Below are 21,318 nucleotides of genomic sequence, written 5' to 3'. Positions count from 1 at the left end.
CGGGCACAGTACGGGCCATTCTTGACGATCAGCCGGTGGCGCAACTCCCGAAAGTTCCGTAATTACGGCACGTTGGGACTGGTTGTTCTGGGCCCTGTTCTGACGCTGGCAACCTATCTCGTCATCGGTCCGCTCGATCTTGGCGCGTCGGCGCCAACACTGCGACTCGTACTGCTGGCCGACCTCGTTTACGTTCTGGTGCTGGCCGCGCTGGTGCTCAGCCAATTGGGCCGACTCATCGCGGCGCGGCGGGCCAAATCGGCGGGTTCCCGCCTGCACCTCCGCCTGATCGGTGCGTTCACCTTCCTGGCGCTCGTGCCGACCGTCACCGTGGCCATCTTTGCGGGCCTCACCGTGAACATCGGTCTGGAAGGGTGGTTTTCCGACCGGGTGCGGCAGGTCGTGGGTTCTTCGCTGTCGGCGGCCGAAGCCTACGAGGCGGAGCACCGGCAAGGCCTGGCCCAGGACGCCAGCGTGCTGGCGCGATATCTCGACAATGCGCGAAAGGTCAATTTCTACGTCTCGGATGCGGAACTGCGCGAATTTCTGGCCCAAGGGCAGGGCCAGATACAGCGCGGGCTTCGCGAGGCCTATGTAATTGACGGCACCGGTGAGATCCGGTCGCGCGGCGACAGGTCATACCTTTTCAATTTCGAACGTCCGACACCGGAACAGATTGCGCAGGCAGCGGATGAGGGCCTGCTGATCATCAAGGATTGGAGCAACAACGAATTCCGCGCCATTGTTCCCCTCAAGGCCTATCTGGATCGGTACCTCTATGTCAGCCGTGACGTGGACGGCAAGATCTTGAACCTGCTCGACGAAACCAAGGAAACCGCCCAGTTCTATCAACAGCTCGAAAGCGATCGGGGCCGGGTGCTGTTCGAGTTCGGGCTTCTTTATGTGGGTTTCGCGGTCATCCTGATCCTCGCGGCCGTGTCGCTGGGCATGTGGTTCGCCGAGCGTCTGTCACGCCCCGTTGGGCGGCTGACCACGGCGGCGCAGCGTGTCGGCGGGGGCGATCTGAGCGTTCAGGTGGTCGAAGAGAAGGGCGACGACGAGATCGCAATGCTCGGCCGCTATTTCAACCAGATGACCCGGCAACTGAAAGGCCAGCGCGACGCTCTTTTGGACAATACCCGCCAGATCGAGCGCCGCCGGAGGCTTTTCGATTCGGTGCTGAGTTCCGTGACCTCGGGCGTGGTGGGGCTGGACCCGGACGGCCGCGTCACTTTCGTGAACCGTTCAGCGGAAAGCCTGCTGGACTGGTCCGGCGACGAGCACAGCCTGGCGCTTGGGATAGCCGTGCCTGAATTTTTACCGCTGTTCGAGACACTCAAGGAAGGCGCGCAGGAAACCGTGCAGAGCGAGGTCAAGGTCAGCCGCAAGGGGCGGCTTGAGAACCTTTTGGTTCGGTTGTCCACGCGGCGCGGCGAGGACGGGCGGCTGGAAGGCTACGTGATCGCCTTCGACGACGTGACCGATCTGGTCAGCGCCCAGAGGATGGCGGCCTGGGGTGACGTCGCGCGCAGGATTGCGCATGAAATCAAGAACCCGCTGACGCCGATCCAACTGAGCGCCGAGCGAATCAAGCGCAAGTTCTCGCGCAAACTGGACGAAGAGGACTGCGAAAGCCTGGAGTCCATGACCGCGGTCATCGTGCGCCAGACCAATGATTTGCGGCGCATCGTTGACGAGTTCTCGAAATTCGCCCGGATGCCCGAGCCGGTGAGGCAGCAGGAGAACCTTGTCGATCTGGTGCGAGAGGCGGTGCTGCTGCAGCAAGCCGGACAGCCGGACGTGAAGATCAAGGCAGATCTGCCCGACCACGAGGTAATGGCCGACGTGGATTCGACAATGCTCAGCCAGGCGTTGACAAACCTTATCAAGAACGCCGGCGAAGCCATTGAAACGTTGAAGGAAAACGGCGCACCCAACAATCTTGAGCCGCAGATCCATGTTGCCTTGACGGATGCCCCCGAAGGTACGCTCATCACCATCTCCGACAATGGGATCGGCTTGCCCGAGGACCGGGCCCGGCTGTTCGAGCCCTATGTGACCACGCGCGACGAAGGAACGGGCCTGGGGCTGCCCATCGTCAAGAAGATCATCGAAGAACACGGCGGCACTCTCGTACTTGAGGATGCGCCTGTGTTCGACGGACAGGACCATTTTGGCGCGATGGCCGTGATCCGTCTACCAAGGGTCGAGACCCTCCCATCAGATGCGCCGCCGAAGCAGGCGACCAAAACCAAAACGAAAGCAGGCCAATCATGAGTGATATTCTGATCGTAGACGACGAGCGAGACATTCGCGAACTGGTGTCCGACATTCTGGAGGATGAGGGCTATTCCACCCGGCTGGCTGGCAATTCCGACGAGTGCATGGCCTCGATCAATGCCGAACCGCCGGGGCTTTTGATCCTCGACATCTGGCTCAAGGACAGCCGGATGGACGGAATCGACATCCTCAAGGCTGTCAAACGGGACAATCCCGATGTTCCCGTTGTCATCATTTCCGGGCATGGCAACATCGAGATCGCCGTGGCGGCGATCAAGCAGGGGGCTTACGATTTCATCGAAAAGCCCTTCAACATCGACCAGCTCATGGTGGTGATCCGGCGCGCGATGGAGACCTCGCGGCTGCGTCGCGAGAATGCCGCCTTGAAACGGCGCGAGGTGAGCAGTTCAGACATGATCGGCAAGTCGGCCGCTTTCCGCGCCATGCAGAGCCAATTGGACAAGGTCACCAAGTCCAACGGCCGCGTCATGCTGCGCGGCCCGGCCGGATCCGGCAAGGAGATTGCGGCGCGTTACATCCATGCGCACTCAAACCGCGCCAACGGCCCCTTCGTCACCGTGAACTGCGCCGGAATGGAACCCGAGCGCATGGAAGAGGTGCTGTTCGGCCGGGAATCTCCCGAACGCGGCATCGAATCCGGCCTGTTGGAAGAGGCGCACGGCGGCGTCATCTATTTCGACGAGGTCGCCGACATGCCGCTGGGGACGCAATCCAAGATCTTGCGCGTTCTGGTTGATCAGCAATTCCAGCGCGTCGGCGGCTCGGATAAGGTGCGGGTGGATCTGCGGGTTATTTCCTCTACAAACAAGGATTTGGAGGCTGAAATTCAAGCAGACCGCTTCCGGGAGGAGCTGTATCACCGTCTGAACGTGGTGCCGATTTCGGTGCCGTCGCTTGAGGAGCGGCGCGAGGACATTCCGCTGCTGGCGCAGCATTTTATCGAAATGTGCAACGAAGCCCAAGGGTTGGCGGCGCGCGAACTTACCGACGAAGCGGTCGCCCTGATGCAGACCATGGTCTGGCCGGGAAATGTGCGTCAACTCAAGAACATGATCGAACGGGTTCTGATCCTGGGCGACAGTTCCGGGCCGATCGAGGCGCGCGAGTTGCCGAGCGACGACATCAAGGCCGAGGACGAGGGGCGCGTGGTCCTGTCGGGCGCTTTGGCGACCCTTCCGCTGCGCGAGGCGCGCGAGGCGTTCGAGCGCGAATACCTGCTGACTCAGATCAACCGGTTCGGGGGAAATATCAGCCGTACCGCCAGCTTTGTCGGCATGGAACGCAGCGCGCTGCACCGAAAACTGAAATCGCTGGGCGTGGTGACGACGACCAAATCCGGCGCGCGGGTCGCCCGCGTGGACGAAACGGAACCGGCGGAATAGGCAAAGCTTCCGGATTGTACATCCCGCTAAGGGGTGATGATCTGAAAAGTACCGTCGTCGAACCTGACATAACAGGAGCCGCCGGACAGCGGCGGCAGCTTGGTCGTCCGCTGGGCGGGGACCCGAGACTTAACGTTCTGCTTGCAGGGCGGCAGGCTGACCGGACGAAAACCTTTTGCCGCCATGCACTGCGCCTCGACCTGGTTGCGCAAGCTCTGGTTGACATCGACCGAATAGATGCGGCCGGGATCCCACCAACCCGGTGTCGTGTAGCATTGCCCGGCGTTGTTGCAAATTGTGCGGCCGGGATAGTAGATGGGCGCGGTCTGCCGGACCTGGTTCGCGACGGGCGCATCCCTCAGCGCCTTGACCTGGCAATCCGTGGTTTCGGCCTGCATCCGCGAGACCGACGCGCCCTCCTGGTAATAGAGCGAAAGCGGGCCGCACGAGCCGAGGCAGAGGGCAAGCAGCGTGGTTCGGATCACTGTTTTCATACACTTACACTGCCGCAGCCATTGGATGAATACAAATGAATTGACCGCCTGTAGGGCATCTGTCATTCAAAACCTTCAGGCAGAAAGGCCAGAGGCATGAAGGTCATCATTTGCGGCGCCGGCCAGGTTGGCTGGCAGATCGCGCGTCACCTTTCCGGCGAACTGAACGACGTGACGGTGGTCGACAGCAATCCCGATCTGGTGCGGCGGGCGACCGAGACGCTGGACGTGCAGGGCATCGCCGGGTTCGCCAGCTATCCGGACGTGCTGGAGCGGGCAGGGGCGCGGGATGCGGACATGATCATCGCCGCGACCTACTCGGACGAGGTGAACATGGTCACCTGCCAGATGGCGCATTCCGTGTTCTCGATCCAGCGCAAGATTGCCCGGCTGCGGGCGAAATCCTATCTCGAGGCGATCCACTCGGATCTCTACCGGCGCGACCATCTGCCGATCGACGTGGTGATCAGCCCCGAGCGCGAGGTGGCGGCGGCGGCGATGCGGCGTCTGTCCGCGCCGGCGGCCTTCGACACCGAGATGTTCATGGACGGCAAGGTGCAGCTGCTGGGCATCCGCATCGGCGAGGACTGCCCGATCGTGAACACCCCGCTGCGCCAGCTGACGGACCTGTTCTCGACCCTGAGCGCCATCGTGGTCGGCGTGCGGCGCGAGGGCACGCTGTTCGCGCCCGAGCCGGACGACCAGCTTTTCATTGCCGATGAATGCTACGTCTTCACAAAGGTCGAAGACGTTGAACGGACCATGGAGGTATTCGGCAAGAAGCAGAAGAAACAGGACCGCGTGGTCATCGTGGGCGGCGGCAACGTCGGGTTGGAGGTTGCCAAGACGCTGGAAGAACGCAAGAGCCGCATTCGGGCCAAGGTCATCGAACGCGACCGGCGCTGCGCCGAGCGGGCCGCCGAGGCGCTGGAGCGGACCATCGTCCTGAACGGGGATGGCTTGGATTCGGCGCTGCTGAGCGAGGCGGGGATCGACCGCGCCGACGCGATGCTGGCCGTGACCGATGACGACCGCACGAACATGCTGGCCGCGGTGCGGGCCAAGGCCGACGGCTGCCCGCTGGCCATCGCACTGATCAACGATCCCAGCATGGTGGCGCTGATGGGGCCGCTGGGGATCGACGCCTATATCAACCCCCGCGCCACGACGGTCAGTTCGATCCTGCGGCACATCCGGCACGGACGGGTTCGGCAGGTCTATTCCATCGGCGACGCCGAGGCCGAGGTGATCGAGGCCGAGGTTCTTTCGACCTCGCCCATGGCCGGACAGAAACTGCGCGACATCGACTTTCCCGAGGGGGTTCTGGTGGGCGCGGTGCGCAAGGGCGACGAGGTCCTGCGGCCGACCGGCAGCCTGAGAATCGAGGAAAAGGACGTGGTGGCGATCTTTGCGATGTCCGATGACGTTCCCGAGGTCGAGCGTCTGATGCAGGTTTCGATCGATTTCTTCTGATGGCGACGCGGACGGGACAACAGATCGGAACGATGCGGCGCCTGCCGCTGTTCCTTCTGATCTGGGGTATCGTTTCATTCGCCATGTGGATACCCGCGGCCTATGCGCTGGCGCTGGATGACGAGGACACGTCGCGTTCGTTCTTCTATTCCGGGCTGGTGGGGCTGGTCGTCGTCTCGATGATCGCCCTGTCGATGCAGAACCGCCATCCGAAGCGCGGAACGCTGGGGCAGCTGGCGGTCCTGCTGGCGACCTTCACTGTCCTGCCGCTGTTCCTTGCGGTGCCGCTGCATGACGCCCTGGGAACCACGAGTTTCCTGAACGCCTATTTCGACATGGTCAGCGCCCTGACCACCACCGGGGCCGACATTTTCGCGGATCCGGGCCGGCTGTCGTCGCCGCTGCACCTGTGGCGGGCGCTGGTCGGCTGGATGGGCGGGCTGCTGATGTGGATCGCCGCCTCGGCCATCCTGGCGCCGCTGTCGCTGGGCGGGTTCGAGGTGACCGCCAAGGGCGAGCCGGGCCGCCCGGTTTCCGGGGTCGCGCAAAGCGAAAAGGCGGATCCGCGCGGGCGCCTGTTGCGCGTGACCATGACGCTGGCGCCGGTCTATGCCGGCCTGACGGGTGTGATCTGGCTGTTGCTGATGGTCGCCGGGGAAGGCGCCCTGACCGCCGTCTGCCACGCGATGTCGGTGATGGCGACTTCGGGAATTTCGCCGGTGGGCGGGCTGCCGGGATCGACGGCGGGCGTGACCGGCGAGGTGATCATTTTCCTGTTCCTGTTCTTCGCGCTGTCCCGCCTGACCTTTTCGTCGGACACCGCGACGGGCGGGTATTCGCGGCTGGACAAGGACCCCGAGTTCCGCATCGGCCTGCTGATCGTCGCCGGCGTGACGCTGATGCTATTCTTTCGGCATTGGTACGGAGCCTACGAGGTGGGCGAGGAAATGAACGCCGAGCGGGGGCTGCACTCGCTCTGGGGCGGGATGTTCACGGTGCTGTCCTTTCTGAGCACCACAGGTTTCAAGAGCGCCTATTGGGCGGAATCGCAGCAATGGTCGGGGCTGGGCACGCCCGGGCTAATCCTGATGGGGCTCGCCCTGATCGGCGGCGGAGTGGCGACCACGGCGGGCGGGGTCAAGCTGCTCAGGGTTTTTGCGCTGTACCTCAATGGCGCGCGGGAAGTGGACAGGCTGATCCATCCCTCGTCGGTCAGCAGCGCCAATGCGGGCAACCGCCGCATTCAGCGCGACGGGGCCTTCATCGCCTGGGTCTTCATCATGCTGTTCGCGCTGGCGCTTGCGACGTCCAGCATGGCGCTGGCGGCGATGGGGTCGAGTTTCGAGCAGGCCATGGTTCTCAGCGTTGCGGCGCTGACCACGACCGGGCCGCTGATTCACAGCGCGACCGAGATCCCGATCCGGCTTGTGGAACTTGGGGCGGGGGCAAAACTGGTGCTGTGCGCGGGCATGATCATCGGGCGGCTGGAGACGCTGGCGATCATCGCGCTTTTGACGCCGGCCCTGTGGCGCGGCTGACCCTGTGGGCTAAACTGCGGTTTCGCCTGTTTTTTCGTCTGGAATATCTCATCACTGCACTCCATACTCTTCCGATGGGAGCGCGTTGGTCCGCAGCGCGTAGCAAGAACAACGGCGAGATTATAAAAACATGGCTTCGGACAGACAGAATCTTCAGGACGCGTTCCTGAACAATGTACGGAAAGCAAAAGTCCCGGTTACGATCTTCCTGATAAACGGCGTGAAATTGCAGGGTGTCATTACCTGGTTCGACAATTTCTGCGTGCTTCTGCGCCGCGACGGACAGTCGCAGTTGGTCTACAAACATGCGATCTCGACCATCATGCCGTCGCAGCCGATCAACCTGTACGAGGGCGAAGACGCCTCTTGATGGAACATGACAGGGTGCGCACCCGCGCCTGGGTGCTGCATCCCGATATCAAGTCAGACAATGAGCGCCGGCCACCCGAACCGGCGCTGGAGGAGGCTGTGGCATTGGCTGCGGCGCTGCCCGATCTGGATGTGATCGGGTCGGAAACCGTGCGACTGCCGCGCGCGCAGCCGGGCCTTCTGTTCGGGAGCGGCAAGATCGAGGAGCTTGGCGCGCGGTTTCGCGAAGGCGAGATCGAACTGGTTCTGATCGACGGGCCGGTCACGCCGGTTCAGCAGCGCAACCTGGAGCGGGAATGGAAGGTCAAGATCCTGGACCGCACGGGCCTGATCCTTGAGATCTTTTCGGATCGCGCACGCACCCGCGAGGGCGTGCTTCAGGTCGAAATGGCGGCGCTGAGCTATCAGCGCACGCGCCTTGTGCGGGCCTGGACCCACCTTGAGCGGCAGCGCGGCGGGCTGGGGTTCGTGGGCGGCCCGGGTGAAACCCAGATCGAGGCGGACCGCCGCGCCATCGACGAGCAACTCGTGCGCCTGCGCCGGCAGTTGCAGAAAGTGGTCAAGACGCGAACCCTGCATCGGGCGGCGCGCGCCAAGGTGCCCTATCCGATCGTGGCGCTGGTGGGTTACACGAACGCCGGCAAATCGACGCTGTTCAACCGCCTGACCGGGGCCGAAGTGATGGCGAAGGACATGCTGTTCGCCACGCTGGACCCGACGATGCGACGGGTCGAGTTGCCCGACGGGCCCGAAGTCATCCTGTCGGACACGGTGGGGTTCATCTCGAACCTGCCGACCGAGCTGGTCGCGGCCTTCCGCGCCACGCTGGAGGAAGTTCTGGGCGCCGACCTGATCGTTCACGTGCGCGACATCAGCCATGCCGAGACCGAGGCGCAGGCGCAGGATGTCGAGGCGATCCTGTCCTCGCTGGGCGTCGATGAGGATCGCGGCCGCCTTGAGGTTTGGAACAAGATCGACCTTCTGGCCGAAGAGGACCGTACCGCGGTGCTGGCGCGCGCCGCGCGGGACCCCGAGGTTTTCGCCATATCGGCCGTGAGCGGCGAAGGGGTGCAGCCGTTGCTGGCGAGCATTGCCGAAAAGCTGCAGGGGGTTCGCCACGAAGAGGTTCTGCGGCTGGGCTTTGACGAAGGCCGCAAGCGCGCGTGGCTGTTTCAGCAGGATGTCGTGCAGGCCGAGAACCAGACCGAGGACGGTTTCGAGATCACGGTGCTGTGGACGCCGAAGCAGCAGGCGCAGTACGCCGCCCTGTAGGTTTCAGACCCCGTCAATCTGGCGCTGATGATCCTCGGCGTCGAACCAATCGCGCGAAGATACGACCTTGTAATCGGCATCCAGATCCCACTCTTCCCAACCGCGGGTCACGACGTGATTGCCGGTTTCAGCATGGTGGCCTTCGAGCGTCCAGACGAAGATCGCGTGATCGCCGGCCTTTCGCATCATGTCGCAGCGGACCTCGAGATCGGGGAAATCGGTGAAGAACCCCCTGGCCATTTCGGCGATGGCGGCGCGGCCCTTCATCGGCTCGCCGCCGTTGATGGCGATCTGACCTTCGCCCGCAAAAAAGCTGGCGACCGCGTTGGGGTCTCCGGAACTCCAGGCGATCGCGTAGTCGCGCGCCAGGTTCTGCAGAATGTCCTGTTGGCTCGCCATGAGACGTTCTCCGCTTGGTGCCTAGACCCCGGGAAGGGTAAGCATTTGAAGGGACTTCGTCTATGACCGTGTCTTTTCCGTGCGGGCGATCGCCCATGAGGCGGCCAGGGGACCGATCAGTTCGAAGACGACCGTGGCCGAAACCGCAAGCGCCATGATGGCGGCGCCATGATCCGGGAACAGGTCCGAGGCGATGAGCGCCATGCCGATGGCCACCCCCGCCTGCGGCAGCAGGGCCGGGCCGTACAAGGCCCGTTCGGGCGTTGGGGCGTTGGCGGCGATGCCGCCGATCCAGCCGCCCAGAACCCGGCCCAGAATGCGCAGAACCACATAGGCCAGTCCCAACGGTCCGACGGTCAGCAAAGCGGTCGCGTCCAGGCTGGCGCCGGCCAGGATGAAGAAGATGATCATAAAGGGCCATTCCAGGTGCTCGATTTCGCGGAAAGCCTTGGTGTGGTGCCTGGCCGCGTTCACGATCACCGCGCCGACCGTCATGCCCGCGATGAGGTAGGACAGCCCGAACCAGAGCGCGAGGCCGGTGGTCAGGAACACCAGCCCCAGCGCCTCGATCCGCAGGGGCTCGCCGCCCGAAAGGCGGCCGGTCAGGTAGGCCGCCGGAAGACCGATGGCGATGCCGAGCAGGATAGAACCCGCGACCTCGGCCAGGCCCGCGAGCAGAACGTGGGGGCCGGTTTCCGAACCTTCCAACCCCTGCGCCAGAACGATGATCAGCGCGAAAAGAATGACGCCCCAGGCGTCGTCGATGGCGACGATGCCCTTGAGCGTCCGGCTGAAACCGCCTTTGGCGTGCTTTTGCCGAATGACATCGTAGATCGCGGCCGGATCGGTGGCCGTCGCAAGCGCCCCGATCAGCAGCGCGGCGCTTGCGGGAATGCCGATCGCCCAGAGGCCGGTGGAAACGATCGTCATGGTCGCGATCACCACCGAGAGCGAAATCGCCAGGATCTCGCGGCCATGCGTCCGCATCGTGGACAGCGAAAGCTCTCCGCCCAGCAGAAAGGCGACCATGCCCAGCGCGATGACGGAGACCACCGGGTAGAGATCCTGAACCGAGCGCGGAATCAGGTCGGCGCCCGCGGTTCCGGCGAACAATCCGCACAGCAGAAGCAGCGTCACCCGCGGCAGCCGTGTGCGCCGCCCAAGCTGATCCACCGCCAGGCCGGTCAGGAACAGGAGCCCCAGAACGATCAGCGCGACGGCGTTCGCCTGCATGGCTCAGCGCGGGACCAGCTGCGTCACACCGACGGCGGCGGCACGGGCGAGATCGGTGTCGAGCGACATGGGGATGTATTCCCCGCGCCGCCAGAGCTGGGCCTGATCGTCGTAGTAGCGCGACAGGAAATGGCCGGACTGCCCGGTCGAGGTGATGAAGACCGAACTGTCGGGATCGGCAAAGTCGTAGACGCCGCGGTAGCCCGCGCCATGTACGTTCAGGAACGGATCGGGATCCTCGCCCGAGCTGCGCCCGCGCTGCAGGGTGTTGTCGCCGCCGCTGGTGGATTGCCGGATGTTCATGAAATAGCGCAGCAGCGGCACCTCTCCCAGGACCTGGTGATCGTGGGTCGCCTGGTGCGCGTCGCCCCAGCGCAGGGATTCAAGGGCGGTTCCGTGCCGCTCGGATATCCAGACCAGCGCATCGTTCAGGGCCAACCGCGCCATGTCTGTGCAGGTTTCCACCGGCGCGCTCTGCTTGACGTCGCACCAGGCCGAGGCGCCGTCGATGTCGCGGTAGACCCTTTCGATGAAGAGCGGTTCGACGTGCTTGAACTCCTCGGCCAGCGGGCCGAGATCGTCTGCGATCAGGCGCTTCTGCAGGGCGCGGAGCCACGCGGCGTAGATCAGCGGTTCGGGCATGTATTCGTTCATCTCGCCGTTCCACTCGGCCAGCAGCGCAAGGGCTATCTGGCGCTGGCGTTCGGGCGTGCCTTCGGGCGCGGATTCGCCGGTGAACCACAGGTCGGCGCCGATCAGCGGCAGCAGCGAACGGGCGGTGAAGCTGATGGTGTCCAGCTGCGCCTCGATGAAGCTGTCGCGGGTGTGCACCTCGCGGTCCTGCATCAGCTTTTCCCAGCGATGCACCCGCTGGGTGTCGCCCCAAACGAACGAGACATGCTCGGGGAAGGGACGGTCGATGATCTTGTTGTTGGTGTTGCCCAGCAGGCCGCCGGCGGGCGAGACGAATTCCGGGTTGGAGGAATAGGGCATCCGGCCCTGCCAGCGGTTCTCGGGCAGCCAGCCCTGGCTGGGCATCCGGCCCTGGCTGTGGTGGCGGGCGTCGCGCTTGGGCATCGCGCCGATCGTCTTCATGGCGATGGTCGATCTGTCGGCCAGCGACAGGTTCTGCGACGGCGCGATGAACCGTTCGGCTGCCTGGATCGCGCCTTGGACATCGTCGGAAATCATCAGCGCCATCGAGGCGGACATCGACGTGTCGCGCGGGCTGAGCACCGTCCAGGACAGCGACACGACATGGCCCGGCGGGGTGATGGTTTCGAGACCGTAGAAGGTGCCGGGCAGCACCGGCCCGTTTTCCGTCCAGCGCAGGGTCAACGTGATCGGCGGCGCATCCTTGATGTCGATGATCGAGGGGCGCGAGTCGAACTTTTTGTAGCCGTCCGGCGTCAGGTATTCCTCGGGGTTCTCGGGGTTGAGCTTTTCGATGTAGAGATCCTGGTCGTCCAGATAGGACGAGGTCAGCCCCCAGCCCAGACGGTCGCTGCGCCCGGCCATGATGGCGGGCACGCCGGGAATCGAGGCGCCGATCACGCCGCCATTGGCGAGTTCGAGGCGGGCAAGGTACCAGATCGCCGGCGCGGTGAAGCCCAGGTGCGGGTCGTTGGCAAGAAGGGTGCCGCCGCTGGCCGACCGCGAGGGCGCGGCTGTCCAGGCGTTGGACGCGCCGGCAAGGCCCCTGCGGGGGAAGGGCGACAGCGGATCGTCCGGCATGGGCGCGGCCGATGCGAAGCGCTGCGCGCCGGGAAACAGCGCGGCATATTCCGGCAGGGCGGCGATGCCGCTGCCGGGAACGTCGGGCAGAATGTCCGAAAGCCGGGCCGGATCGTCGAGCATCAGCGAGGTCCGCGCGCGCAGCACCTCTTCCTCGAGATGGCCGGACAACTGAAGCCCCATCAGCTTGATGATCGCCAGGCTGTCGCCGGGCTGCCAGGGGGCGACGGGGATGTTGAACAGGAACATCTCGGGCGCGCCGCGGCCCAATGCCTCGTCGTTGATTTCGGCCAGACGGGCGTTCACGCCATCCGCATAGGCCCTGAGCGCGGCCTTGGTGTAGTCGTCCTGCACCTCGACGGATTGCAGCGCCAGCCGGTAGAGATCGAGCCGCCGCAGCAGCTTGTCTACGGTGACGGTGCGCTGGCCGAAGATCTCGGACAGGCGCCCCTGAACGGTGCGCCGCAAAACGGTCATCTGCCACAGCCGGTCCTGCGCATGGGCATAGCCAAGACCGAAGAACACGTCTGGGTCGGATTCGCCGAAGATGTGCGGGACGTTGGCGTTGTCGCGGACGATCTCGACCGGGGCGGCAAGGCCGTCCACCTTTACCGTCTGGTCGTAATCGGGAAGGGACTGGCTGGCGAGGAAATAGACCAGGGCGATGACCGCCACCACCAGCACCACGAGACCGGCGGCAATGCGCATTAGCCAGCGAAAAAGAAGACGCATCGACTCCCCGTACCGTCGTTGAGGTTTTGACCTGTGCGGAGATTAGTTGAACCGCGCCCGGACCGAAAGGGGGCCTGTCCCGGCGTCAGCCCGCGCGGCGCATTGGGGGCACGGACCCCGAAGAGGGTCCTGTGCCGTTGGCCGAAGTGTTTTCGCAAGGGGCGGGGGTGCAGCGGCCCGCCCGGTCGCATCGATCAGGGGATGATGCGCGTGTACTTGGTGCCTTCCAGCGTGGCGCCGATCTGCAGGCCCGCCTGTCCGAAAATCGCGGCCAGGACCGGCGTGCGCAGCGTCGTGGTGTCGGTGGCGATCGAGTCGGCCTGATCCCGGACCACGTATCCGACGTCGGCCCCGGCGGTCCAGCCGCTGGCGCGGCGGAATTCGTTCAGCGCGTCCTGGGTCATGAAGAACAGCACATGCGCGTATTGCTGCGCCCCGATCTGGAGCCCGGCGCTGCCCTTGACCGCCGAGTAGTAGTCCACGGTGACGCCGTTGATGCGCAGCGCGCCGCGGCCATAGCCGCCGCCGACCACGAAGCCGGCTTCGGTCACCAGCGGCATGACCAGAATGCCGTTGGCCTTTTGGCCGATTTCGACCGTGTTGGGGTATTGCGAATACATCTGGTTCAGCGTCGCATCGACACGCGCGTCGATCATGTTGGCGTTCGAATTGCCGACACCGTTGCCGCAGGCGGCGGTGAAGGTCAGCCCGGCCATGCCAAAGGCAAAGCCGCGACGGGTCAGTCGGGGGGTAGGGGAACTGCTCATCTCTCTTTGGTCTCTTTTGATCATGCCTGAAAAGCCGGGTTAACCCGGTCTTGCGGGAAAGACTACGACGATTGCGCCCGGGTGTCACGGGGAAGCTGCCTGCTGGCCGCTGCAATTCAGCGAAAAATCGCAGGATCTTGGCCGGTCAGCCGTTCAGGATCCGTGCGGCGGCCGGGGCGAAATAGGTCAGGACGCCGTCGCAGCCCGCGCGTTTGAACGCCAGCAGGCTTTCCAGCATCACCTTCTCGCCGTCGATCCAGCCGTTCTGCGCCGCCGCCTGGATCATCGCGTATTCGCCCGAGACCTGATAGGCATAGGTCGGTGCGCCGAACGTGTCCTTGACCCTTCGGCAGATGTCCAGATAGGGCATTCCCGGCTTGATCATCACCATGTCCGCGCCCTCGGTCAGGTCGCGTTCGATCAGGCGCAGCGCCTCGTTCGAGTTGGCGGGGTCCATCTGGTAGGTCTTCTTGTCCCCTTTCAGCGCGCCGGAGGCGCCCACGGCATCGCGGAACGGGCCGTAGAAGGCGCTGGCGTATTTCGCGGCGTAGCTGAGGATCATCACGTTGTGGTGGCCCGCATTTTCGAGCGCCCGCCGCATCGCGCCGATCCGTCCGTCCATCATGTCTGACGGCCCGATGATGTCCGCCCCGGCGTCGGCCTGCGCCAGGGTCATCTTGACCAGCGCCTCGACGGTGGCGTCGTTGACGATCTCGCCATCCACCACGTAACCGTCATGGCCGTCGATGTTGTAGGGGTCGAGCGCCACGTCGGTCATCACCGCGATGTCGGGCGCGGCCGCCTTGATCGCGCGGATGGCGCGGTTCGACAGGTTGTCGGGGCTCCAGGCCTCGGCGCAATCCTCGGTCTTGAGGCTGGGGTCTGTATAGGGAAACAGGCAGATGGCCGGAATGCCGAGCGCCTGCGCCTCGACCGCGGCCGCCGCGATCAGGTCGACCGACCGCCGCACCACGCCGGGCATCGACGGAACCGGCTCTTCGATCCCTTCGCCATCGCGCACGAAGACCGGCCAGATCAGGTCGTTGACGGTCAAGGTGTTCTCGCGCACCAGGCCCCGGATGGATTCGGACTGGCGGGCACGGCGGAAGCGCGCATTCGGATAAGGGGCGATGGTCGGTTTCATGGCGCGCTCTCCTTGCACATCTGCGCATTGGGTGGCATGAAAATTCACCGGCCTCAAGGGTATCAATGGCCGCGGCAGCGCGGTAGAACGGGCAAAAAGCCGAACGAAAAGGGACGCGCGGTTGGACTGGTATACCTCGATCTTCGAACTCATTGATTTGCGAAGTTTCTCCAATCTCTGGTTCTGGATCGCGGTGGCGGTTCTCTGGTCATCGGCCAGTCATTGGGTGCTGGGCGTCCCCTACGACATGATCCAGCGCGCCCGGCGCGTCGGCGGGCAGGCCGAGGCGGACCTGCTGGACATCGTGCGAATCCACGTGAACCGAGTCCTCTACATCATTGAAGTATCAGGGGTTTGGCTGCTTGCCATCGTGTGCTTCCTGCTGTCGATGCTGGCGATGCTGGGGTTCTACTACAGCATCGAATTCGCACAGGCGGTTTTCCTGATGGCCTTCCCGATGTCGCTGGTGGCGCTGTTGAACCTTTCCTTCGCCCGGCGTATCAGGCGGCAGGAACCGAAGCTTGAGATCGTGGCGAAACTGCTGTTGCGGTGCAGGCTTTATGTTCAGCTGATCGGGATCGTCTCGATCTTCGTAACCTCCCTGTGGGGCATGTATCAGAACCTCTCGATCGGAGTTCTGGGGTAGGACAATTCTGGAAGGCAAGCGGATGAAGGCTCCGAACCACGTGACAGTCGGCGGCGCCCCGGAAGGGTTTGACGCGCAACTGATCCTGAACGAGATCGCCCGTTCCGAAGGTCCGGTCTGCCATGTCGCGCGGGATGACAAGCGGATGGAGGCGATGCGGGCGGCGCTGGCGTTCTTTGCGCCGGACATGCCGGTGTTCGTCTTTCCCGGCTGGGATTGCCTGCCTTATGACCGGGTTTCGCCCAATCCCGACATCGCGGCAAGCCGGGTGGCGACGCTGGCCGCGCTGGTCCACCAGATGCCGGACCGGTTCGTCCTGCTGACCACGCTGAACGCGGCAACGCAGCGGGTGCCCGCCCGCGCGGTGCTGCGCGAAGCGGCCTTTACCGCCCGGGTGGGCCATCGCATCGACGAAGCGGCGTTGCGCGGCTTTCTCGTACGCATGGGCTTCAGCCAGAGTCCCACGGTTATGGAGCCGGGCGATTATGCGGTCAGGGGGGGGATCATCGACATATTCCCTCCGGGCGACAGCGGGCCCGTGCGGCTGGACCTGTTCGGCGACGTGCTGGACGGCGCCCGGCGGTTCGATCCGGCGAGCCAGCGCACGACCGAAAAGCTGGACGTGGTGGAGTTGGCCCCGGTGTCCGAGGTCATCCTGGATGAGGCGGCGATCACCCGGTTCCGCCAGAACTACCGGATCGAGTTCGGAGCGGCGGGAACCGACGACCCCCTGTACGAAGCGGTGAGCGCGGGGCGCAAGCATCAGGGGATGGAACATTGGCTGCCGTTCTTCCACGAGTCGCTGGAAACGCTGTTCGACTACATTCCCAACGCGACGGTCACGCTGGACGACCAGGTGACGCCCGCGCGGCTGGCGCGGTGGGAAAGCATCCGCGACCAGTACGAGACGCGGCGGCTGGCGCTGGAAAACCGCTCGCGGATGGACACGGTCTATAAACCGTTGCCGCCGGCGCTGCTTTATCTGGATGACGACGCCTGGACCGTTTCAGTGACGGACCGGAGGGTGTTGCAGTTCAACCCGTTGCCGCAATCGTCGGGGCCCGGCGTCATCGATGCGGGCGGCCGGATCGGGCGCAATTTCTCGCCCGAACGACAGCAGGAAAACATCAGTCTTTTCGGCGCGTTGACCGGTCACATTCAGGCTAAGCTTGAAAAAGGCCCGGTGCTGATCGCGTCCTATTCCGAAGGTGCGCGCGAACGTCTGACCGGGCTTATCGAGGACGAGGGGCTGGCCGAGGCCATCCCTGTTCGGAACGGCACCCGGATCGGCAAGCGCGGCCTGCATCTGGCGGTCTGGGCTTTGGAACACGGGTTCGAGACGCCGGACCTGACCGTGATCTCGGAGCAGGACGTTCTGGGCGACCGCCTGATCCGGCAGCCGCGCAAACGCCGCAAGGCCGAGAATTTCTTGACCGAGGCGCAGTCGCTGAGCCCCGGCGACCTGGTGGTTCACGTTGATCACGGGATCGGCCGCTACCAGGGGCTGGAAGTCATCACCGCCGCGGGCGCGGCACATGAATGCCTGGCCCTGGAATATGCCGAGGAAGCCAAGCTGTACCTGCCGGTCGAGAACATCGAGCTGTTGTCGAAATACGGGCACGAGGAGGGATTGCTTGACCGTCTTGGCGGCGGCGCATGGCAGGCCAAGAAGGCCAGGCTGAAAGAGCGCATCCGCGAGATGGCGGACCGGCTGATCCGCATTGCCGCCGAGCGGGCGCTGCGCAAGGCGCCGATCATGGATCCGCCGCATCACGCCTGGGAGGAGTTCAGCGCGCGGTTTCCCTATCAGGAGACCGAGGACCAACTGCGCGCCATCGCCGACGTGATGGACGATCTGCATTCGGGCACGCCGATGGACCGGCTGATCTGCGGCGACGTGGGGTTCGGCAAGACCGAAGTGGCGATGCGCGCGGCCTTTGTCGCCGCGATGTCCGGGTTGCAGGTCGCGGTGATCGCGCCGACGACGCTGCTTGCGCGGCAGCACGCGGCCTCGTTCAAGGACCGCTTCCGCGGCTTTCCCCTGCAGGTCCGGCAGCTTTCGCGCTTTGTTTCCGGCAAGGAGGCGCAGCAGACCCGCGAAGGACTGGCGCGCGGCACGGTAGATATCGTGATCGGAACCCACGCGCTTTTGGCCAAGGGTGTCCGGTTCAACAATCTGGGCCTGCTGATCATCGACGAGGAACAGCATTTCGGGGTTTCCCACAAGGAGCGGCTGAAGCAGCTGCGATCCGACATCCACGTTCTGACGCTGACCGCGACGCCGATTCCGCGCACCCTGCAACTGAGCCTGACGGGCGTGCGGGATCTGTCGATCATCGGCACGCCGCCCATCGACCGGCTGGCGATCCGCACCTATGTCAGCGAGTTCGACGCGGTCACCATACGCGAGGCGCTGCTGCGCGAGCATTACCGCGGCGGGCAGAGTTTCTATGTCGTGCCGCGCATCTCGGACCTGCCGGAGATCGAGGAGTTCCTGAAACAGCAGCTGCCGGAGCTTTCCTATGTGGTGGCGCATGGGCAGATGGCGGCGGGCGAGCTGGATGACCGGATGAACGCGTTTTACGACGGAAAGTACGACGTGCTGCTGGCGACGACCATCGTGGAAAGCGGATTGGACATCCCGACGGCGAATACGATGGTGGTGCATCGGGCCGACATGTTCGGCCTTGCGCAGCTTTACCAGATCAGGGGGCGCGTCGGACGTTCCAAGGCGCGCGCCTATGCCTATCTGACGACCAAACCGCGCACGCGGCTGACGCCGGCCGCCGAAAAACGCCTGCGGGTGCTGGGGTCGCTCGACACGCTGGGGGCGGGGTTCACGCTGGCGTCGCAGGATCTGGACATCCGCGGCGCGGGCAACCTGCTGGGCGAAGAACAGTCCGGCCAGATGCGCGACGTGGGTTACGAGCTGTATCAGTCTATGCTGGAAGAGGCGATCGCCAAGATCAAGGCGGGCGAGATGGAGGGGCTGTCCGAGGCCGACGACCAGTGGGCGCCGCAGATCAACCTGGGCGTACCGGTGCTGATCCCCGAGGATTACGTGCCCGACCTGGACGTGCGCCTGGGCCTGTACCGCCGGCTGTCGTCGCTGTCGACCAAGGTCGAGCTTGAAGGTTTTGCCGCCGAACTGATCGACCGTTTCGGCACGCTGCCCAAGGAGGTGAACATGCTGCTGCTGGTGGTGCGCATCAAGGCCATGTGCAAGCGGGCGGGCATCGCCAAGCTGGATGGCGGGCCGAAGGGCGCGACGATCCAGTTCCACAACGACAAGTTCGCTTCGCCCGAGGGGTTGGTCGAATTCATCCAGAACCAGCGCGGACTTGCCAAGGTCAAGGACAACAAGATCATCGTGCGCCGCGACTGGACGAAGGAGAGCGACAAGATCAAGGGGGCATTCGCCATCGCCCGGGACCTGGCCGAGAAGGTCGCCGAGACGCGGAAAAAGGCCAAGGTCTGACCCCCGGCTCTCAGTCGCCGCTGACGAAGGTGCAGAGTTGCCATCGGCCGTCGTCGGATTTGACCAGCGCGGCGCGGTGTCCGACCATCGACCATAGGTAGTCGCGGTGCATGAACCCTCGGGTTCCGTCGGTGAGCATGACCTTCTGGTATTCGGCCTGCGGATCGTGGTCGGCGATCAGAACGACCTCGTGGCTGATCTGGTCCAGGATGCGGGCGTCGCCGTCGGCCCGGTCGCGCAGGGCGACACGGGTGCCGGTGACGAAATAGGCGTGGATGGGATCGACCGAGGCCGGCAGCCTGATGCGCCACTGGTGCGGCATCCAGAACTCGCCCATGTCGTCGAAGTAACCGGGGGCGGCAAGTGTCTGTTCGAGCGCGACCCAGTAAGCCTCGCGCATGTCGTCGGCCTGATCGCGGTATTCTTCGGCCAGCGTGTCGGGCGGAAGCGTCAGCCTTTCCCGCAACTCCTCAGGCCCGCCGGAGCCGCCGTGGCCGAGATGGATGTCGGGACAGGCAGCCGCCACGACCGCCTCGGTATCCCGTTCGGCGACATGGGCCAAAAGGGCATCGCGGAACGCCAACAGGGACGGATCGCGCCCGGCCTCGTCGGCGGGCGGAAAGCGCATGCGTTCGGCCTGGACCGGGGTGGCCGCGAGTATCAGCACGGGCAGAAGCTTCATTCGGCGGCCTTCATCGCGGCCTGCGCGCAGAAGCAGGAAGCCGCCACCGCACGATCGGCGCGGGCAAGGGCGAGGTCGAGCCGCTGTTTGATCTGGAGAATTTCCTGTTGCTCGCCACGGGCCTTAAGGCAGTCATGCAAGCCCTTGAGACTCCAGACATTGTCGGGGTGGATGCTGGCGCGGCTCAGATTGCCGCCAAGCCCCAGATCCTCGCGATAGACCGCCTCGGCCTCGGCCAAGTGGCCCTGTTCGAAGAGCAGCGCGCCCAGGGCATGGCGCGTGGGCTGCATCCAGCCCCAGGGTTCGTCGTAGGGCAAGGTGTCGTCCAGTTCGACCGAACGGCGAAGATGCGCAAAGGCCGCGTCGTGATTGCCCTTGCGGTATTCGATCTCGCCCCGCAGCATTTCCGTTGCAATGTCAAGCAGATCGACGACGCGGTTGTTGTGGAGCAGCCGGGTTTCCGGAACCCGGTCCTTGGCGGCAAGAAACAGTTTTTCCTCGGCTTCGGCCCGCGTCACGTCGCCGGTCGCGGCGAAGGCCACGGCGCGGGCGTAATGCGTGGTGGCGGTGAGCGTGCGGAAAAGGTCGGGGTCGTCGGGCAGGTCCAGCGCCATCGCCTCGTGCCAGCGGCCGAACCGGATCAGAATGTGGGGACCCATCGACATGTAGCTTTCAAAGTAGTCGGCCATCGGCGGGCTTTCGATGCGCAGCATCTCTTCGGGCGTCGTGTCCCAGATGCCCTGGTTGGCGCGCAGGGCCGGTTCCATCTGCCCCAGGAACAGGGCGCCGTAAATGACGAAGTGATAGTTGTGCTGGCGATAGCCGGTGTAGATGTTGAACGCGCCTTCGCGCTCGAAATACTTCAGGTCGGCCTCGATCGCCTTTTCGTTCCAGTGAACCACGTTCTGATAGTGGCCGCACAGCACGTCGATATGGGTCGGCATGTGCACCAGATGCCCTGCATCGGGAACGAGCGTGCGCAGGACATCGCCGGCCTTGAGCGCCTTTTCCGGGGTGGGCGACATTTCCATCAGGTGTACATAAAGATGCAGAAGGCCGGGATGGGTCATTGCCGCCGGATCGTTGGCCATCGCCCATTCCAGGGCTTCCTGCGCTTCGACCGTTGCGGCGCCTTCGGCCGGGACGCCCGCCTTGAGGTCCCACATCTGCCAGGGCGTGAGGTTCAGCAGCGATTCGACGAAGATCGTGCGCAGGTCGAGGTGGTCTGGCACAAGGGCAAAGGCCGCGCGCATGGCATCGGCAAAGTCGTGGTCCCACACATGCATATCGTCGATCGGGTCGCGCCAGGGATAGCGGGCGGGCAGGGCGCGGATCAGCGCCTGTTCGACCGGAGTGACGTTTTCCACCAACGCGAGCGCGTTTTGCGTCGCATCGTAAGCCTTGGCCAGCGCCTGGGCACGGCCGGAGTCGTCCAGCAACTCCCACGGCAGGTTGTAGTTCGGCCCGGCTGCGTAGGCGACGCCCCAATGGGCCATCGCGCAGTTCGGGTCGTGGCCGAGGGCGCGTTCGAAACAGGCCACCGCCTCTTCGTGATTGTAGCCGTAGGTCCAGGCCAGCCCCTGGTCGAACCACATCTGCGCTTCGGTCGAAGCCGTGGTGACCGCGCAGTGATGGTTGCCGAGATCGTAATAGTCGTTCATCGAAATCCCTCCG

At 64.4% G+C, this 21,318-nt stretch carries 16 protein-coding genes; 8 read left to right on the top strand and 8 right to left on the bottom strand.

Features of this window, described 5'->3' with window-relative positions:
• Positions 1-21 precede the first annotated feature (21 nt).
• Positions 22-2,277: a sensor histidine kinase NtrY-like gene (locus tag FGK63_RS05865; protein WP_425471836.1), complete on the top strand. Its 2,256-nt coding sequence runs from the start codon at positions 22-24 to the stop codon at positions 2,275-2,277.
• Complete coding sequence (gene ntrX, locus FGK63_RS05860; protein ID WP_138840675.1) at positions 2,274-3,683, top strand: nitrogen assimilation response regulator NtrX; 1,410 nt, start codon at positions 2,274-2,276, stop codon at positions 3,681-3,683. Before FGK63_RS05865 ends, ntrX begins: the two co-directional genes overlap by 4 nt.
• Positions 3,684-3,709: 26 nt before the next feature.
• On the opposite strand, the gene FGK63_RS05855 is transcribed toward ntrX, so the two are convergent.
• Positions 3,710-4,177: a hypothetical protein gene (locus FGK63_RS05855; RefSeq protein ID WP_138840674.1), complete on the bottom strand. Its 468-nt coding sequence runs from the start codon at positions 4,175-4,177 to the stop codon at positions 3,710-3,712.
• A gap of 96 nt (positions 4,178-4,273) precedes the next feature.
• Here FGK63_RS05855 and trkA point away from each other — a divergent pair, with 96 nt between their 5' ends.
• From trkA to hflX, 4 genes are all read left to right on the top strand, one after another.
• A complete protein-coding gene (gene trkA, locus FGK63_RS05850) occupies positions 4,274-5,650 on the top strand; it encodes a Trk system potassium transporter TrkA (RefSeq protein WP_138840673.1) in 1,377 nt (458 codons plus the stop codon).
• Positions 5,650-7,188, top strand: a complete 1,539-nt coding sequence (locus FGK63_RS05845) for a TrkH family potassium uptake protein (RefSeq protein WP_138840672.1) — start codon at positions 5,650-5,652, stop codon at positions 7,186-7,188. Before trkA ends, FGK63_RS05845 begins: the two co-directional genes overlap by 1 nt.
• Before the next feature lie 130 nt (positions 7,189-7,318).
• A complete protein-coding gene (gene hfq / locus FGK63_RS05840) occupies positions 7,319-7,558 on the top strand; it encodes an RNA chaperone Hfq (RefSeq protein WP_005982826.1) in 240 nt (79 codons plus the stop codon).
• Entirely contained in the window at positions 7,558-8,829 is a 1,272-nt protein-coding gene (gene hflX / locus FGK63_RS05835; protein WP_138840671.1) for a GTPase HflX, read from the top strand. The genes hfq and hflX overlap by 1 nt, the downstream gene beginning before the upstream one ends.
• A 3-nt stretch (positions 8,830-8,832) precedes the next feature.
• Here hflX and FGK63_RS05830 read toward each other — a convergent pair whose 3' ends face one another.
• From FGK63_RS05830 to hemB, 5 genes are all read right to left on the bottom strand, one after another.
• Positions 8,833-9,228 carry an SgcJ/EcaC family oxidoreductase gene (locus tag FGK63_RS05830; RefSeq protein ID WP_138840670.1) on the bottom strand — a complete coding sequence of 132 codons (396 nt, stop codon included), beginning with the start codon at positions 9,226-9,228 and terminating at the stop codon, positions 8,833-8,835.
• A 60-nt stretch (positions 9,229-9,288) separates the two neighbouring features.
• Positions 9,289-10,461, bottom strand: coding sequence for a cation:proton antiporter (locus FGK63_RS05825; RefSeq protein WP_138840669.1), 1,173 nt, complete (start codon positions 10,459-10,461; stop codon positions 9,289-9,291).
• A gap of 3 nt (positions 10,462-10,464) precedes the next feature.
• On the bottom strand, positions 10,465-12,927 hold the full coding sequence (locus FGK63_RS05820; protein WP_138840668.1) for a penicillin acylase family protein: 2,463 nt from the start codon (positions 12,925-12,927) through the stop codon (positions 10,465-10,467).
• A 194-nt stretch (positions 12,928-13,121) separates the two neighbouring features.
• On the bottom strand, positions 13,122-13,694 hold the full coding sequence (locus tag FGK63_RS05815) for a lipid-binding SYLF domain-containing protein (protein WP_138840667.1): 573 nt from the start codon (positions 13,692-13,694) through the stop codon (positions 13,122-13,124).
• A 145-nt stretch (positions 13,695-13,839) separates the two neighbouring features.
• On the bottom strand, positions 13,840-14,838 hold the full coding sequence (gene hemB, locus FGK63_RS05810; RefSeq protein ID WP_138840666.1) for a porphobilinogen synthase: 999 nt from the start codon (positions 14,836-14,838) through the stop codon (positions 13,840-13,842).
• A gap of 121 nt (positions 14,839-14,959) precedes the next feature.
• Here hemB and FGK63_RS05805 point away from each other — a divergent pair, with 121 nt between their 5' ends.
• Together FGK63_RS05805 and mfd are read left to right on the top strand one after the other, a co-directional pair.
• Positions 14,960-15,484, top strand: a complete 525-nt coding sequence (locus FGK63_RS05805; protein WP_138840665.1) for a component of SufBCD complex — start codon at positions 14,960-14,962, stop codon at positions 15,482-15,484.
• A 22-nt stretch (positions 15,485-15,506) separates the two neighbouring features.
• Entirely contained in the window at positions 15,507-18,962 is a 3,456-nt protein-coding gene (gene mfd / locus FGK63_RS05800) for a transcription-repair coupling factor (RefSeq protein WP_138840664.1), read from the top strand.
• A gap of 10 nt (positions 18,963-18,972) precedes the next feature.
• Here mfd and FGK63_RS05795 read toward each other — a convergent pair whose 3' ends face one another.
• Positions 18,973-19,644 carry an SH3 domain-containing protein gene (locus FGK63_RS05795; protein ID WP_138840663.1) on the bottom strand — a complete coding sequence of 224 codons (672 nt, stop codon included), beginning with the start codon at positions 19,642-19,644 and terminating at the stop codon, positions 18,973-18,975.
• Positions 19,641-21,305, bottom strand: coding sequence for a tetratricopeptide repeat protein (locus FGK63_RS05790; protein WP_138840662.1), 1,665 nt, complete (start codon positions 21,303-21,305; stop codon positions 19,641-19,643). The genes FGK63_RS05795 and FGK63_RS05790 overlap by 4 nt, the downstream gene beginning before the upstream one ends.
• Positions 21,306-21,318 lie beyond the last annotated feature (13 nt).

This window comes from Ruegeria sediminis (assembly GCF_005938215.1).
Classification (GTDB): Bacteria; Pseudomonadota; Alphaproteobacteria; order Rhodobacterales; family Rhodobacteraceae; genus Ruegeria; species Ruegeria sediminis.
Note: the sequence above shows the minus strand (reverse complement) of the source record. Positions and strands in the feature narration are given on the sequence as shown.

Coding starts and splice junctions, on each gene's coding strand:
- ntrX (WP_138840675.1), top strand. CDS start 2,274: ATGAGTGATATTCTGATCGTAGACGACGAGCGAGACATTCGCGAACTG.
- FGK63_RS05855 (WP_138840674.1), bottom strand. CDS start 4,177: ATGAAAACAGTGATCCGAACCACGCTGCTTGCCCTCTGCCTCGGCTCG.
- trkA (WP_138840673.1), top strand. CDS start 4,274: ATGAAGGTCATCATTTGCGGCGCCGGCCAGGTTGGCTGGCAGATCGCG.
- FGK63_RS05845 (WP_138840672.1), top strand. CDS start 5,650: ATGGCGACGCGGACGGGACAACAGATCGGAACGATGCGGCGCCTGCCG.
- hfq (WP_005982826.1), top strand. CDS start 7,319: ATGGCTTCGGACAGACAGAATCTTCAGGACGCGTTCCTGAACAATGTA.
- hflX (WP_138840671.1), top strand. CDS start 7,558: ATGGAACATGACAGGGTGCGCACCCGCGCCTGGGTGCTGCATCCCGAT.
- FGK63_RS05830 (WP_138840670.1), bottom strand. CDS start 9,228: ATGGCGAGCCAACAGGACATTCTGCAGAACCTGGCGCGCGACTACGCG.
- FGK63_RS05825 (WP_138840669.1), bottom strand. CDS start 10,461: ATGCAGGCGAACGCCGTCGCGCTGATCGTTCTGGGGCTCCTGTTCCTG.
- FGK63_RS05820 (WP_138840668.1), bottom strand. CDS start 12,927: ATGCGTCTTCTTTTTCGCTGGCTAATGCGCATTGCCGCCGGTCTCGTG.
- FGK63_RS05815 (WP_138840667.1), bottom strand. CDS start 13,694: ATGAGCAGTTCCCCTACCCCCCGACTGACCCGTCGCGGCTTTGCCTTT.
- hemB (WP_138840666.1), bottom strand. CDS start 14,838: ATGAAACCGACCATCGCCCCTTATCCGAATGCGCGCTTCCGCCGTGCC.
- mfd (WP_138840664.1), top strand. CDS start 15,507: ATGAAGGCTCCGAACCACGTGACAGTCGGCGGCGCCCCGGAAGGGTTT.
- FGK63_RS05795 (WP_138840663.1), bottom strand. CDS start 19,644: ATGAAGCTTCTGCCCGTGCTGATACTCGCGGCCACCCCGGTCCAGGCC.
- FGK63_RS05790 (WP_138840662.1), bottom strand. CDS start 21,305: ATGAACGACTATTACGATCTCGGCAACCATCACTGCGCGGTCACCACG.